This is a genomic window from Comamonas sp., assembly GCF_036666375.1.
Taxonomy (GTDB): domain Bacteria; phylum Pseudomonadota; class Gammaproteobacteria; order Burkholderiales; family Burkholderiaceae_C; genus Comamonas.
In genome coordinates this window covers 15,370-30,076 of sequence record NZ_JAVWWA010000002.1, presented here as the reverse complement: position 1 = coordinate 30,076, position 14,707 = coordinate 15,370, and the positions used below count along the sequence as shown (strand labels likewise).

Sequence of the window (14,707 nt, the reverse complement as noted above, 5' to 3'; positions counted from 1 at the left end):
GCGGCCAATCTGCGCCGGCGATCAGGCCGCGAGCAGGGGCTGCAGGCCACCCTGCGCGTCGAGCGCGATCAGGTCGTCGCAGCCACCCACATGGGTCTCGCCGATGAAGATCTGCGGCACCGTGCGCCGGCCCGTGGTCTTCATCATGACGTCACGCGCGGCCGGATCCATGTCGATGCGGATCTCGTCGATCTGCTCCACGCCCTTGGACTTCAGAATCTGCTTTGCACGAATGCAGTAAGGGCAGACAGCGGTGGTGTACATCTTCACAGCTTGCATCGGAGTTCTTTCTTCTAAGGGGGACAAGACCCACAGATGGGGTCGGTTCAGCCTTTTTCAATCGGCAGGTTGGCTTCGCGCCAGGATTTCATGCCGCCGGCCAGCGCCTGGGCGCGGGGATAGCCGAGCTTGCGGGCAATGCCTTCGGCGCGCTGAGCGCGCGGTCCCTTGGCGCAGACCAGGATCACCGGCAAGGCCTTGTTCTTCACGATGCTGGGCAGGCGCTCCTGCAGCTCGCCCAGGGGCACGTTGCGCGAACCGTTGACATGGCCCGCGGCATATTCCTCGGGCTCGCAGACATCGATCACCACAGCCTTCTCGCGGTTGATCAGTTGCACCGCATTCGCGGCCGAAAGCGTTCCGCCCGTGCCGCCCTTGAGCATGGGAGCGAGCAGCATGGCGCCGGAAACCAGCGCCAGCAAAATTAAATACCAGTTATCGATGATGAAATTCACGTCATTCCTTGGGTTGGCAAACCGGTCAATTTTAGAATGGCAGTCTTTGACCTCCGGTCATCTCCTGCTTTGTCGTCTTAAGGGACCCCATGTTCAAGCTCGTTCTGATACGCCACGGTGAATCCACCTGGAACCTCGAAAACCGCTTCACCGGCTGGACCGATGTGGATTTGACCCCCACCGGCGTGGAACAGGCGAAGAACGCCGGCCGTCTCCTCAAGGCCGAAGGCTATGACTTCGACGTGGCCTATACCAGCGTGCTCAAGCGCGCCACGCGCACTCTCTGGCACACGCTGGATGAAATGGACCGCACCTGGCTGCCCGTGGTCCACAGCTGGCGCCTCAACGAACGCCATTATGGCGGCCTGCAAGGCCTCAACAAGGCCGACATGGCCAAGCAATACGGCGACGCGCAGGTGCTGCAATGGCGCCGCAGCTACGACATTCCGCCGCCGGCGCTCGAGCCCACGGACGAACGCAGCGAGCGCGGCGATGTGCGCTACGCCAAGCTGCAGCCCGAGCAGATTCCGCTGACCGAATGCCTCAAGGACACCGTGGCCCGCGTCATTCCATTCTGGAACGAAGCGATGGCGCCCGCCATCCTGGCCGGCAAGCGCGTCGTGGTCGCCGCACATGGCAACTCGATCCGCGCCCTGATCAAATATCTGGACAACATCTCCGACGACGAAATCGTCGGCGTCAACGTGCCCAACGGTATTCCGCTGGTGTACGAGCTCGACGACAACCTCAAGCCGCTGCGCAAATACTATCTGGGCGACGCCGAAGCCGCTGCCAAGGCGGCTGCGGCCGTGGCGGCGCAAGGAAAAGCCTGAGCTTAGCCGGCACGGCCTTCCACAAGACGGCACAATAGAGCACCGGTGCGTCGCGCGCCGGTGTCTCAAGGCTGCCCCGGTCAACCGCGTGGGGCAGACACCTGTCAGGTGTATATTGAAGCGGTAAAGGTGTTTTATGGGCCAAAAACTCAAAATTGCTGGATGGGTCTCCGCGGGCGTTCTTGCCGGTGCATTGACCACGGTGTCCCTGCAGACCATGGCCCGTGGCGCCATGTCTCCCCTGCCACTGGAAGAAATCCAGCAGTTGTCGGCGGTGTTCGGTCTGATCAAGACCGACTACGTCGAGCCTGTGGATGACAAGAAGCTGATCACCGATGCCATCTCCGGCATGGTGGCCAGCCTTGATCCGCACTCCCAGTATTTCGACAAGAAATCCTTCAAGGAATTCAAGGAAGGCACTTCCGGGCGTTTCGTCGGCGTTGGCATAGAGATCACGCAGGAAGACGGCCTGATCAAGGTGGTTTCACCCATCGAAGGCTCGCCCGCATTCCGCGCCGGCCTCAAGACCAACGACTTGATCACCAAGATCGACGACACCGCCGTCAAGGGCCTGTCGCTCAACGATGCGGTCAAGCGCATGCGCGGCGAACCCAATACCAAGGTGCTGCTGACCATCCTGCGCAAGGACGAAAGCCGCAGCTTCCCGGTCACGATCACGCGCGAGGAAATCAAGACCCAGTCCGTCAAGGGCAAGGTCATCGAGCCAGGCTACGCCTGGATTCGCCTGAGCCAGTTCCAGGAACGCACCGTCGACGACTTCGTGCGCAAGGTCGAGGAAATCTACGCCAAGGATCCCGGACTCAAGGGCCTGGTGCTCGACCTGCGCAATGATCCGGGCGGCTTGCTCGATGCCGCCGTCGCGATCTCGGCGGCTTTCCTGCCCGACGGCGCGACCGTGGTCTCGACCAACGGCCAGCTCGAGGAAAGCAAGGCGATCTACAAGGCCGCGCCCGAGTTCTACCTGCGCCGCGGCCAGGGTGATCCGCTGCAACGCCTGCCCGCGGCTCTGAAAAAAGTGCCCGTGGTGGTGCTGGTCAACGAAGGCTCGGCTTCCGCCAGCGAAATCGTTGCCGGCGCGCTGCAGGACCACAAGCGCGCCACCGTGCTCGGCAGTCAGACCTTCGGCAAGGGCTCGGTGCAGACCGTGCGTCCGCTGGGTCCGGACACCGGCATCAAGCTGACCACGGCGCGCTACTACACGCCCAGCGGCAAATCGATACAGGCCAAGGGCATCGTGCCCGATGTGATGGTCGACGAAACCGCCGAAGGCGACATGTTTGCCGCCTTGCGCATGCGCGAAGCCGACCTCGACAAGCATCTGGGCAGCGGCCAGGGCGACGAAAAAGCCGCCGAAGCCGCGCGCGAAAAGGCGCGCGAGGAAGCCCGCAAGCGCCTCGAAGCCGAAACCAAGAAGCCCGCGGCCGACCGCAAGCTGCCCGAATACGGCACGGCCGATGACTTCCGCCTGCAGCAGGCCTTGCGCCAGCTCAAGGGCCAGACCGTGGTCGTCAGCAAGACGCTGACCGAGCGCGAGATCGAAAAGAAAGAAGAGTAAGCCGCCCGCTGTCCCCCGGGCAGACTGAGCGCAACGGCCGGGCCCACAGCCCGGCCTTTTTCATGGACTATCCACATTCCATCGCCATGACTGATGACCAGCTGCTGCGCTATTCGCGGCACATCCTGCTTGACGAGATCGGCATCGAAGGCCAGGAGCGCATTCTTGCGGCCCATGCCGTGATCATTGGCGCCGGCGGCCTGGGCTCGCCCGCGGCCCTGTTCCTCGGCGCCGCGGGCGTGGGCCGGATCACCGTGATCGACGACGACACCGTGGATCTGACCAACCTGCAGCGCCAGATTGCGCACACTACCGAGCGCGTGGGCAGCCCCAAGGTCGAGTCGATACGCGCTGCGGTGCACGCCATCAACCCCGAAGTGCGCATCACGGCGCTGCAGCAGCGCGCGGATGCCGAGCTGCTCGACCGCCTGCTGCCGACTGCGACCGTGGTGCTCGACTGCTGCGACAACTACCGCACGCGCCATCTCGTCAACGCCGCCTGCGTGCGCCACCGCATTCCTCTGGTGGCCGCGGCGGCGCTGCGCTTCGATGCGCAGCTGATGGTCGTGGACCCGCGCGACGAGCAGGCGCCCTGCTACGCCTGCGTGTTCCCACCCGAAGCCCATTTCGAGGAAGAGCAGTGTTCGACCATGGGCGTGTTCGCGCCGCTGGTCGGCACCATGGGCAGCCTGCAGGCCGCGCAGGCGCTGCAGCTGATCGCAGGCTGCGGCCAGCCGGCCACGGGCCGGTTGATCATGTTCGACATCCGGCGCATGGATTGGTCGAGCATGCATGTCACCAAGATGACCCATTGCCCGGTTTGTGGTAACCATTCGTAGGAATCGGCCTACTTTTGCAGCACGCAGTCGCTGGCAAAATGTCCCGATGGACGTCCAAGCGAAACGTGGGCTGCCACGCCTGTCGCAGAGTCCCGAAGCTGCGGCAGCCGCCTATTACCTGGACACCACCGTGAAATTGCGTACGTATATTGTTGAAGACAATGCCACCATCCGAGAGAATCTGATTGCCACGCTCGAAGAGCTGGCCGAGATCGAGTCCGTAGGCATCGCCGAAACAGAATTCGAAGGCACTGACTGGCTTACGCGCCACACTGGGCAGTGGGATGTGGCGATTCTTGACCTGTTCCTGCGCCAGGGAAGCGGTCTGGGCGTGCTGGCCGCCTGCAGCAAACGCCTTGCGCACCAGAAGATCGTGGTGCTCAGCAACTACGCGACGCCCGACGTGCGCACGCGCTGTGCACAACTGGGCGTCGACGCAGTGTTCGACAAATCCAACGAGATCGACGCGCTGGTCGACTATTGTGTCGAGCTCAGCGCCCAACACAAAGCCAACAAACTCAATCAATCAGCCGGTTCTTGAGCGCGTAGTAGGTCAGATCGCTGTTCGACGACAGCGCCATCTTCTCCATCAGCCGCGTGCGGTAGGTGCTCACGGTCTTGACGCTCAGCGACAGCGACTTGGCGATGTCGCCTGCGGTCTCGCCGCGTGCCAGCTTCAGAAACACCTGGAACTCGCGCTCCGACAGCTGCTCGTGCGCAGGCGCATCGTCCTTGCGGTTGAGCTGCTGGGCCAGCAGATCGGCCACGGCCGGCGTCAGATAACGCCGCCCCAGAGCGATCGTGCGAATCGCTTCGGCAATCTCCTGCGGATCACATTCCTTGTTGAGATAGCCGCTCGCACCCTGACGAATCAGGTTGATCGCGTAATGCTCTTCGGGATAGCCGCTGAGAATCAGGATCCCCATTTCAGGCGCCTTGGCGCGCAGCATGGCCAGTGCATCCAGCCCGCTTTGGCCGGGCATGGAGAGGTCCATGAGCAACACATCAATTTCCTGCTCGCGCACCAGATCGATGGCTTCGCGGCCGTTGGCGGCCTCGCCCACCACCCGTAAATCTACATGTTCCGACAAAAATTGGCGCAGGCCGGAACGAACGATAGCGTGGTCATCCACAATGCCTATCTTGATCATTGAAGTCTTTCTCCCTAAGACGGGCGACTGCCCTTCAGTTACCACAAGTGAACACTTAGTTACGACACACCTGTTGAAAATCCGGTGTGTCGACGTGTCTTGATTATGCAGAATATCTCGCTGAAACTCCTCAGCAGGAGGAACAACATGCGTTGGTCACAATTACGCAGGCTCGCAATCAGCTTGCCGCTCGCCATTTTGGCGGCAGTTTTGCTCGTCGGAATCAATGAGGCAGGATACAAGCGCTCACGCGACGCGCTGGACAACCTGTCACACATTCACAACGCTCGCACATCGCTGAGCATGTTGCTGCAGAACATGCTCGATGCCGAGACCGGCATGCGCGGCTACCTGCTCACCAACGACGAGCGCTACCTCGAACCCTACGAAAAAGCCGTGGCGTCGGTGAACGGCAACCTCGACAACCTGCGCAACATCTTCATGACGTCGCGCCCCGACCTCGACTCCTTCGCGCCGCTGTCGCGCCAGGTCGCACGCAAGCTGTCGGAAATGGAGCTGAGCCTGCGCCTGTACCGTCAGGGCAACGAGGAGGCCTGGCGCTTCGTGCTGTTCACCGACCTGGGCAAGGAGAACATGGATGCCATCCGCGCCTACAGCCGGACCTTGATGGAAAGCACCACCGAGCGCAGTCGCATCAGCCAGGCGGACATCGAACAATCGCTGCTGCTGTCGCGCATAGGCATTGCTACCGTGACCGTCATCGGGCTGCTGGCGTTCTACATGTACCTGCGCCAGGCCCACAGCCTGCAGGCATCGAACGAACGCGAGCAGGCGCTGCAGCATGACGAACGCCTGCGCCTCGAGGAGCTGGTGCGCGAACGCACGTCCACGCTGACCGAGCTCGCCAACCACCTGCAACAGGTGCGCGAAGACGAGCGCGGCCATCTGGCGCGCGAACTCCACGACGAGCTGGGCGCGTTGCTGACCGCGGCCAAGCTCGATGTCGCGCGCCTGAAGTCGCGCATAGACATGAGTTCGCCGGAAATTTCCGAGCGCGTCCAGCATCTGATCGAAGCCCTCAACAGCGGCATTGCGCTCAAGCGCCGCATCATCGAAGACCTGCGCCCTTCATCGCTTGCCAACCTGGGGCTGATCACCTCGCTGGAAATCCTCACGCGTGAATTCGCCAACCGCAGCAACATCGAAGTCGAGGCCAACCTCGAACCGGTGGTGCTGTCGGAAACCACCCAGCTCACGGTCTACCGCATCGTTCAGGAATCGCTGACCAACATCGGCAAGTACGCCAAGGCCAGCCATGCGGTGGTCACGGTGCACAACTACCCCACCTACGTCGCGGTGCAGATCCAGGACGACGGCGAAGGCTTCGACACCGCCACGGTGCGCCTCAACTCGCACGGTCTGGCCGGCATGCGCCACCGGGTCGAAGCCGCTGGCGGGCGTCTGACCGTGTCCTCCGAGGTGGGCAAGGGCACGACCATTTCAGCGGTGATCCCGCTCACTTCGGCGACACCCGGCATCGCCTGAACTCCTGCGCCAGGCTGGGGCCTGGCAGCGCGGCGCGGCGCTGTAGGAGCAGGACCACTCAGGCAACCACCATAAGCCTGACGAGGTCGCCCGTTGGACACTGGCAGCGCGGCACCGGTCCGACTCCTACAGTAGTTGTTACAGCAACGCCTGCAGCAAGCAATCTTTCAAGCTTGCCGGTGCGGGCTTCTAAGGAGAATTGCATGTTGCATTACGCCGTCGTTTTTCTGGTCATCGCCCTGATTGCAGCCATCTTCGGCTTTGGCGGTATCGCCGCAGGCGCAGTGGGCATTGCCAAGATCCTGTTCTACATCTTCGTGATCATGGCCGTCGTCACGTTTGTGCTGAGCCTGTTGAAAAAACGCTGAGCCTGACCCCACGCCGCCGCGACCGAAATTTATTAGGAGGAATCCATGAGCTCGAATACCCCTGCAGACAACACCCAAAAAGCCGCTGATGCCACCAAGGATCTGGTGAACCACGCCGCCGAAGCCGCCAAGGAAGGCGTCAACGCCACGCGCAAGGTCGCCTCCGACGCCGTCGACAAGGCCCAGGAAGGCCTTGAAGCCGCTCAAAAGCAAATCAATCCGGTGATCGACGACCTCGCGGCACGTGCCCAGGACCTCGCCAACCGCAGCATCCATTTCTGTGCCGACAGCTCCGAGCGTGCGCGCCGCCAGCTCCAGTGCGCAGCCGAAGCCACCAACCGTTATGTGGTCGATCAGCCCGCAAAATCGTTGATGCTCGCAGCTGCCGCCGGCGCCGCCGTCGCCACCGCCCTGCTGTGGGGCTCGCGTTCACGGCATTGAGCCGGCGCGACCTTCCTTTGTTCTCCAAGGCCATGACGCCTGTCCCATTCTAAAAACGTATTTATCCACCTCTAAGGAAGACACCATGAAATTCACCCGCGCCATTGCTTTCGCTGTCGTTACCGGTGCCACTCTTGTGGCCGCGACTGGCTGTTCCGTTTTCCGTGACCAGCAGTCCGTTGGCTCCTACGTGGATGACGCCGGCATCACCACCGCAGTCAAGGCCAAGATGGCCGAAGACAAGTCGGTGGCGGCCAGCTCGATCAGCGTTGAAACGCTCAACGGCACGGTGCAGCTGTCCGGCTTTGCCAAGTCGCAGACCGAAAAGAGCCGTGCGGAACAAATCGCACGCTCGACCAATCACGTGCGTGAAGTGCGCAACAGCATCGTGGTTCGCCCCTGAGCTGCGGGGCCTGGCAACAGGTCCCACATCGCCCTACAAAAAGGGCCGGAAGCGATTCCGGCCCTTTTTGTCGTTAGAGTAGGCCCATGCAGGTATTCAATTGCGACCAATGCGGTCATCTGGTTTTTTTCGACAGCGTTCAGTGCCTGCACTGCGGTGCGGCGCTTGCTTTCCTGCCGCAATCGCTTGAAATGGTGGCGATGAAGCCGCTGGACGGCGGCTGGTGGCAGCGCGCCTTGCCTGCAGGCAGCAAAGCCGAGATCTATCGCTTCTGCCGCAACCGCACGCTGTACGACAGCTGCAACTTCACGGTGTCCGGCGGCGATGCCCATGCGCAGTGCGTGTCGTGCCGCCAGACACGCTGGCTGCCCGATCTGTCGGACCCGTCCAACCTGCGGCGCTGGAAACAGATAGAAGCCGCCAAGCGCCATCTCTATTACTGTCTCGCGCGCCTGGGACTGCAGCCGGTGCGCGGCGAGCGTGCACCGCAATACGATCTGCTCGAGGAAGTTCCGGGCCAGCCGCCCGTGATGACCGGGCATGCGAGCGGCACCATCACGCTCAACGTCGCCGAGGCCGATGACGAGGAACGCGCGCGCCGGCGCCTGGCACTGAACGAACCCTATCGCACGCTGATCGGCCATCTGCGCCATGAGTGCGGGCATTTCTTCTGGGACCTGCTGGTACGCGACACCGAGCATCTGGAAGGCTTTCGCGCGCTGTTCGGCGACGAACGCGAGGACTACGACCAGGCCCTGCAGAACTATTACGCCAAGCAGGACAAGCTGATAGGCTGGCAGGAGAAGTTCATCAGCAGCTACGCCCAGTCCCACCCCTGGGAAGACTGGGCCGAGACCTGGGCGCACTATCTGCACATGGTCGACCTGCTGGAAACGGCTGCCGCCTACCAGACCCATGTGACCGTGCCCGACCCGGCCCAGCCCCATGACCAGCTGGTGCAGGACCCGTTTGGTCCGACCCAGCCCGACTTCAACGCCATGCTCAAGCAATGGGTGCCGCTGACCCTGCTGCTCAACAGCCTCAATCGCAGCCTGGGCCACCAGGACGCCTACCCGTTTGCGCTCTCCGCGGGCGCACGCCGCAAGCTGCTGTGGGTGCACGAACTGCTGCAGCAGCACCGGCTGCGGCGACAGCCGGCGGCGCCCCTGTCATCCGTTGAATGACGGCCGGTCAGCCGCCCGCGGGTCCGGCGACTTTCTGGCGCAGGCGCGCGTAGACATCGGCCGAGACAAATTTATCGACTTCACCGCCCAGCGTCGCGATTTCGCGCACGAAGGTGCTGCTGATGAACTGGAACTTGTCGCTGGGCGTGAGAAACACGGTTTCCACTTCGGGCATCAGCGTGCGGTTCATTCCCGCAAGCTGGAATTCGTAGTCGAAGTCGGTCACCGCGCGCAGCCCGCGCACCATGGCCTTGCCGCCGCGCTGCACGACGAAATCACGCAGCAGGCCGGAAAAACTCTCGACTTCAACCTGGGGATAGGGGCTGACTGCCTCGCGCACCATGGCGATGCGCTCCTCGAGGCTGAACATCGTTTTCTTGTGGTGCCCTGCGGCCACGGCGACGATCACCCGGCCGAAAAGCTGGGTCGCGCGGCGTACCACATCCTCATGGCCCAGGGTGATCGGATCGAAAGTGCCGGGATAGACGGCAAGCACGTTTTCGGCCATGGCGTGGAAGTCTCCAAAGTAGCAAGAGGGCGGCGCTGCACCGTGAGGGTGCAGGCCTTGGCGCATTATGCCCAAGCGCCGGCACGCTGCGCGGCAGCTCAGTCCGCGGCCGGTGGCGCCTCTTCGGCAGCAGCGGCAACCGCTGCCACGATGGGCGCCTTGCGCAGCAGATGCGCATGCACCGCACCGGCCTTGAGGAAGCGCTGGCGCACCAGGCCCAGCGGCGCGAGCGCAGCGTCGTCCCACTCCGTGGGGCCCTCGAGATAGATCCAGCCGTCATCGCTGACCGCACTGCGCGCGGCGCGCAGCGCCGACGGAAACAGCGCGCTGTCGGTGAACGGCGGATCGATCAGCACCAGATCCAGGCTGTCCGCCGTGACCTGCTGCAAGATGCTCAGGCCGTCGCCGCGCTGCACCTTGACCGCCGTAGCCCCGAGGCGCTGCTGCAGGGACCGCAGCTGCGCGACCAGACCGGCATCGAGCTCGACCATGATCACGTCCTTGGCACCGCGCGATGCGGCCTCGAAACCGAGCACGCCCGTGCCCGCGAAGGCATCCATGCAGCGCCAGCCCGTGAGATCCTGGCCCAGCCAGTTGAACAGCGTTTCGCGCACGCGGTCGGGCGTGGGCCGCAGGCCGGGGCGCTGGGCCACGGACAGCCGCGTGCGCCGCCACTGGCCGCCGATGATGCGGATCTCACCCGAGCCGCCGGTCGTGCCGGCCTTGGCCGCGGCCGCGGCCTTGGCGGCCTTCAGGGCCTTGCCCTTGAGCGGCGCGGGCGCCTCGACGACTTCGGGCAGATCGCGCGTGCGCACGCGCGTCTTGTGTTCGAGTGCCTTGATCGCATCGGCCACGGCCATGGATTGCACATCGATATGAATACGTGAACGGCTCATTGTTTGCTTCCTCCCACCACCACAGTCACCATGCGATCGGGCTGGAGCATGCGGGCCATCGCGGCACGCACCTCATCGGCGGTCAGAGCCTCGACGCGTTTTGTCCAATGCTCGAGATAGTCGAGCGGTAAATCGTTCCAGGCGATGTTCGCGACGTTCGACAGCAGCTTGCGGTTGCTGTCGATGCGCAGCGCGAAGCCGCCGACCAGGTTGTCCTTGGCTGCGCGCAGCTCGGCCGCTGTCGGGCCCTTGGCGACGAACTCGGCCAGCACCTGCTGCGAGACCTTGACGGCCTCGGGCGCCTGGTCGGAGCGGGTCTGCAGGCCGATCTGGAACGCGCCTGCATGCAGTCCGGGCGCGAAGCCGCTGTAGACGCTGTAGCTCAGGCCGCGCTTTTCACGCACCTGCTCCATCAGCCGCGAGGTGAAGCCACCGCCGCCCAGGATATGGTTGCCGACCATCACGGCCAGGAAGTCGGGATTGCGCCGCGTGATGCCGGGCTGGCCGATCAGCACATGGGCCTGGGCCGAAGCAAACGGAATATCGATGGTGCGCGCAGCGCTGAGCGCCGGCACATCGGGCAGCGCGGGCGGCTGCGGGCAGGCCGAACCAGGCCGGGCGGCGGCGTCATGGGCCTGCAGCGGCGCGAGCAACTGGGTGACCAGCGCATCGGCCTGGGCGCGATCGAGCGCGCCGACGATGCTCACACGCGCGCCGCAGGCATTGATCAGCTTGCGGTGAAACGCCTGCATGGCGCTCACATCGATGCGCGCCAGCGTGGCTTCGGACGTCTGCTGGCCATAGGGGTGGCCGCCGTAAACGGCCGCGGAAAAGGCCTTGGCGGCGACGGTCGCGGGTCGGGTATCGGCTTCCTTGAGCGCGGCGCTCCAGCGCGCGCGGTCGCGCTGCCAGATGTCCTGCGGCCAGCTGGGCTCGGCGATCTGGCGCGCGGCCAGGCGCGTGGCCTTGGCCAGCAGATCGGGCTCGGTCAGCGAGCGCAGCACATAGCTGAAGCCGTCGTCGTCGGCCGCGGCACCGAAGTTCGCGCCCAGGTCCGCCCAGGCTTCGCCCAGCGCGTTCTCGTCCTGGGCCGGTGCGTCGCCGCTGGCCAGAACGCCCTTGGAGGCCATCAACGCCACGGCCGAGGCCAGGCCGGCCTGATCGGCGGGGTCACGGCGGTTGCCGGCGTCGAATGCCACCTGCACGTCGACCATGGGAATGCCCGGGCTGTCGACCAGCCAGACCTTGGCACCGCTGGGCTGGGTCCAATGCTGGATAGGCAGCAGCGCCCAGGCCGGCTGGGCGGCGAACAGGCCGCCGGTGAGGGCCAGCAGCAGGCTGGCGGTGCGTGTGGGAAATGCTTTCATGCGTTCACTCCGAAGCTGGCTCAATGCAGGGGCTGCTCGGAGGCAGACTCGGGACGGCGGGGCTTGGCCGGATCAAGGGGCTGGGGGTCCAGCGTGGCAATGGTCAGCTGGTCGTCGCCGAAATAGCGCGCGGCGACATCCTGGACCTGGGCCGAAGTGATCTGTTTCAGCTGCTGCAGCAGGCGCTCCTCGGCATCGACCGGCATTCCCATGCTCCAGTAGCTGCCCAGCGTCTGCGCCTGGCTGAACACCGAATCGCGCTCGTAGACCGTGCCCGCAATCCACTGCGTCTTCACGCGTGCCAGCTCGGTGGCGTCCACGCCTTCGCGCGCCACGCGCTGCACTTCGGCGCGCAGCGCGGCCTCGACTTCGGCCACCGTCTTGCCCGCCGCGGGAATTCCCGTCAGCATGAACATGCTCGGGCCGCGGCCCAGCAACGACGCCGAACTGCCGGCCGAATCGGCGACGCGCTGCGGGCCCTGTTCCAGCGCGCGCTCCAGGCGCGCACCGCTGTAGCCGCTGAGCACTTCCGACAGCATCATCAGCGCCAGTGCATCCCTGTCCTGGGGACCGATGTTCTCGAGCCGCGAAATGCCAGGCACCTTGAAGCCCAGCGTGACGAAAGCCTGTTCGGCCGGCAGCTTGAGCGCCACGCGGCGCAGGCCCTTTTGCTCGGGCTCGACCTGGGGCTTGCGCGCCGGAGTGGCCTTGGCGGGAATGCTGCCGTAGTACTTCTCGGCCAGGCGCCTGACCTTGGCGACATCGACGTCGCCGGCCACGACGACCACCGCGTTGGACGGCACATACCATTTGCGGAAGAATGCGCGCGCGTCGTCGGGTGTCATCGCTTCCAGGTCGCTCATCCAGCCGACCACGGGCCGGCGATAGGGCGACGCCGTATAGGCCGTCGCATAGAGCTGCTCGAACAGCGCGGCGCGCGGCTGGTCGTCGGTGCGCATGCGGCGCTCTTCCTTGACCACTTCGAGTTCCTTGCGGAACTCCTCGTCGGGCCACTGGTTGTGCGCAAAACGGTCCGATTCGAGGCGCATCACATCTTCGAGGCGCTGCGACGGAATCTGCTGGTAATAGCCGGTGTAATCGCGGCTGGTGAACGCGTTGTCGCGCCCGCCCAGCGCCGCGACGCGGCGCGAGAACTCGCCCGCGGCCAGGGCTTTGGAGCCCTTGAACATCATGTGCTCGAGCACATGGGCCACGCCCGAAGTGCCGTCGACTTCGTCCATCGAGCCCACGCGCACCCAGACCATGTGCACTGCCGTGGGCGCGCGCCGATCGGGTTGAACAATCAGCTGCATGCCGTTGGCCAGCGTGAACTGCTGCGCCTTGGTGACGGCGGCCGCATCGGCTTTTGCAGGGGGTTTTTGCGGGCTCGCAGGCGGCAAATTTTGCGCCCCGGCGCTCAGGCAGGCCACGAGGCCCAGGAGGGTAAGAGCACGTTTCATAGAATGCTCAGATTCTACGAACCCGCCAATGTTCAGTTTTTTCAAAAAAAAGCCCCTTCCTTCCGCCGTACCACCCGCCGATGAGCTGGTGAGTACGCCCGCGTCCGCGCCTATTGAGCACGAGCATGTTCCGGAAATTGTTCCGGACATTATCCCGGAGTCTGCGGCGAGCGCGCCGGATACGGGCACCGCGCGAAGTCCGCAGCTGATTTCCGCGGCACCGGCCGAGCCGGCGCCCGGAGCCATGGGCCGCCTGCGCCAGATGTTCGGCGCGGCCAAGCCCGTACCGGCCGAGGCGCCGGTCGCTGCTCCGCCAGTTGTTGTCACCGCGCCAGCCGCTGCGCCACCGCTGGCGGCCAAGGCGCAGGCTGCGGCTGTCCCCGCCCCTGACGCGGCGCAGCGCGCCAGCTGGCTGGGCCGGCTCAAGGCCGGACTGCGCAAGACCGGCAACAATATTTCGACGGTGTTCACGGGCACCAAGATCGACGAGGCGCTGTACGAAGAGCTCGAAGATGCGCTGCTGATGGCCGACACCGGCGTCAAGGCCACGCAGCATCTGCTCGCCGACCTCAAGCGCCGCGTCAAGGAAACCAAGGCCACCGAGCCGTCGGCCGTCAAGGAGCTGCTCGCGCAGTCGCTTGCCGACCTGCTGCAGCCGCTGGAGAAGCCGCTGGTCATAGGCCAGTTCACCCCCACGGTGATCATGGTCGCGGGCGTCAACGGCGCGGGCAAGACCACGTCCATAGGCAAGCTGACCAAGCACCTGGCCGACGAAGGCGCGAGCGTGCTGCTGGCCGCGGCCGACACCTACCGCGCGGCCGCACGCGAGCAGTTGGGCGTCTGGGCGACGCGCAATACCGTAGAGATCGTGAGCCAGCAAGGCGGCGACCCCGCAGCCGTGAGCTTCGACGCCGTGACCGCGGGCAAGGCGCGCAAGAAGGATGTGGTGCTGGTCGATACCGCGGGCCGACTGCCTACGCAGCTGCACCTGATGGAAGAACTCAAGAAGATTCGCCGCGTGGTCACCAAGGCGGACGCCACGGCGCCGCACGAAGTGCTGCTGGTGATCGATGGCAACACCGGCCAGAACGCGCTCGCCCAGGTGCGCTCGTTTGACGACGCGCTGCAGCTGACCGGCCTGATCGTGACCAAGCTCGACGGCACGGCCAAGGGCGGCGTGCTCGCCGCGATTGCCCAGGAACGCCCCATTCCCGTGTATTTCATCGGCGTGGGCGAGAAGCTCGAGGATCTGGAAACGTTCAATGCCAAGGAATTCGCCCAGGCATTGCTGAGCTGAGCGCTTCGGTGGTCGCAATGCAGGTCGCGCCATCCTGATTGGTATTGCCTGTTCCCATGCCGGTCGGCAAGATCGACCGGCCTGCGTGCCATCCTGACAAACGGTAGCAATGGACGATTGAACGGCAACTGCCCTGACTCGGAT

17 protein-coding genes are annotated in these 14,707 nt (G+C 64.4%); 10 read left to right on the top strand and 7 right to left on the bottom strand.

Features of this window, described 5'->3' with window-relative positions; translation table 11 throughout:
- Positions 1 to 21: 21 nt before the first annotated feature.
- On the bottom strand, positions 22 to 279 hold the full coding sequence (grxC, locus tag RR928_RS00670; protein WP_332536222.1) for a glutaredoxin 3: 258 nt from the start codon (positions 277 to 279) through the stop codon (positions 22 to 24).
- Positions 280 to 326: 47 nt separating this feature from the next.
- On the bottom strand, positions 327 to 734 hold the full coding sequence (locus RR928_RS00665; RefSeq protein ID WP_332536220.1) for a rhodanese-like domain-containing protein: 408 nt from the start codon (positions 732 to 734) through the stop codon (positions 327 to 329).
- Between the two features lie 89 nt (positions 735 to 823).
- On the opposite strand from RR928_RS00665, the gene gpmA reads away from it, so the two are divergent.
- From gpmA to RR928_RS00645, 4 genes are all read left to right on the top strand, one after another.
- The gene (gpmA, locus tag RR928_RS00660) at positions 824 to 1,567 is read left to right on the top strand and encodes a 2,3-diphosphoglycerate-dependent phosphoglycerate mutase (RefSeq protein ID WP_332536218.1); all 744 of its coding nucleotides are present in this window, start codon (positions 824 to 826) and stop codon (positions 1,565 to 1,567) included.
- A gap of 136 nt (positions 1,568 to 1,703) precedes the next feature.
- Positions 1,704 to 3,143: a S41 family peptidase gene (locus RR928_RS00655; protein WP_332536216.1), complete on the top strand. Its 1,440-nt coding sequence runs from the start codon at positions 1,704 to 1,706 to the stop codon at positions 3,141 to 3,143.
- 86 nt (positions 3,144 to 3,229) lie between these two features.
- Positions 3,230 to 3,982 carry a HesA/MoeB/ThiF family protein gene (locus RR928_RS00650; RefSeq protein WP_332536214.1) on the top strand — a complete coding sequence of 251 codons (753 nt, stop codon included), beginning with the start codon at positions 3,230 to 3,232 and terminating at the stop codon, positions 3,980 to 3,982.
- Between the two features lie 130 nt (positions 3,983 to 4,112).
- Complete coding sequence (locus RR928_RS00645; RefSeq protein WP_332536274.1) at positions 4,113 to 4,523, top strand: response regulator; 411 nt, start codon at positions 4,113 to 4,115, stop codon at positions 4,521 to 4,523.
- Here the strand turns inward: RR928_RS00645 and RR928_RS00640 are convergent.
- Positions 4,501 to 5,133 carry a response regulator gene (locus RR928_RS00640; RefSeq protein ID WP_175502977.1) on the bottom strand — a complete coding sequence of 211 codons (633 nt, stop codon included), beginning with the start codon at positions 5,131 to 5,133 and terminating at the stop codon, positions 4,501 to 4,503. The genes RR928_RS00645 and RR928_RS00640 overlap by 23 nt on opposite strands.
- A 147-nt stretch (positions 5,134 to 5,280) precedes the next feature.
- On the opposite strand from RR928_RS00640, the gene RR928_RS00635 reads away from it, so the two are divergent.
- The 5 genes from RR928_RS00635 (at position 5,281) to RR928_RS00615 (ending at position 9,035) form a co-directional block, all read left to right on the top strand.
- Positions 5,281 to 6,639, top strand: coding sequence for a sensor histidine kinase (locus RR928_RS00635; protein WP_332536212.1), 1,359 nt, complete (start codon positions 5,281 to 5,283; stop codon positions 6,637 to 6,639).
- A 203-nt stretch (positions 6,640 to 6,842) separates the two neighbouring features.
- Positions 6,843 to 7,007 carry a DUF1328 domain-containing protein gene (locus RR928_RS00630; RefSeq protein ID WP_213300659.1) on the top strand — a complete coding sequence of 55 codons (165 nt, stop codon included), beginning with the start codon at positions 6,843 to 6,845 and terminating at the stop codon, positions 7,005 to 7,007.
- Between the two features lie 45 nt (positions 7,008 to 7,052).
- Positions 7,053 to 7,448 carry a hypothetical protein gene (locus RR928_RS00625; protein ID WP_332536210.1) on the top strand — a complete coding sequence of 132 codons (396 nt, stop codon included), beginning with the start codon at positions 7,053 to 7,055 and terminating at the stop codon, positions 7,446 to 7,448.
- Between the two features lie 85 nt (positions 7,449 to 7,533).
- On the top strand, positions 7,534 to 7,851 hold the full coding sequence (locus tag RR928_RS00620) for a BON domain-containing protein (protein ID WP_332536209.1): 318 nt from the start codon (positions 7,534 to 7,536) through the stop codon (positions 7,849 to 7,851).
- Positions 7,852 to 7,937: 86 nt separating this feature from the next.
- Positions 7,938 to 9,035, top strand: a complete 1,098-nt coding sequence (locus tag RR928_RS00615) for a zinc-binding metallopeptidase family protein (RefSeq protein ID WP_332536208.1) — start codon at positions 7,938 to 7,940, stop codon at positions 9,033 to 9,035.
- A gap of 7 nt (positions 9,036 to 9,042) precedes the next feature.
- Here the strand turns inward: RR928_RS00615 and coaD are convergent, their stop codons facing one another.
- From coaD to RR928_RS00595, 4 genes are all read right to left on the bottom strand, one after another.
- Positions 9,043 to 9,543 (bottom strand): pantetheine-phosphate adenylyltransferase, encoded by a 501-nt coding sequence (gene coaD / locus RR928_RS00610; protein WP_332536206.1) that lies wholly within the window; start codon positions 9,541 to 9,543, stop codon positions 9,043 to 9,045.
- A gap of 98 nt (positions 9,544 to 9,641) precedes the next feature.
- Positions 9,642 to 10,439, bottom strand: coding sequence for a 16S rRNA (guanine(966)-N(2))-methyltransferase RsmD (rsmD, locus tag RR928_RS00605; protein ID WP_332536204.1), 798 nt, complete (start codon positions 10,437 to 10,439; stop codon positions 9,642 to 9,644).
- Entirely contained in the window at positions 10,436 to 11,806 is a 1,371-nt protein-coding gene (locus RR928_RS00600; RefSeq protein ID WP_332536202.1) for a M16 family metallopeptidase, read from the bottom strand. The genes rsmD and RR928_RS00600 overlap by 4 nt, the downstream gene beginning before the upstream one ends.
- Before the next feature lie 20 nt (positions 11,807 to 11,826).
- Complete coding sequence (locus RR928_RS00595; protein ID WP_332536201.1) at positions 11,827 to 13,266, bottom strand: M16 family metallopeptidase; 1,440 nt, start codon at positions 13,264 to 13,266, stop codon at positions 11,827 to 11,829.
- A gap of 28 nt (positions 13,267 to 13,294) precedes the next feature.
- Between RR928_RS00595 and ftsY the strand changes: the two genes are divergently transcribed.
- Complete coding sequence (gene ftsY / locus RR928_RS00590; protein ID WP_332536199.1) at positions 13,295 to 14,563, top strand: signal recognition particle-docking protein FtsY; 1,269 nt, start codon at positions 13,295 to 13,297, stop codon at positions 14,561 to 14,563.
- Positions 14,564 to 14,707 lie beyond the last annotated feature (144 nt).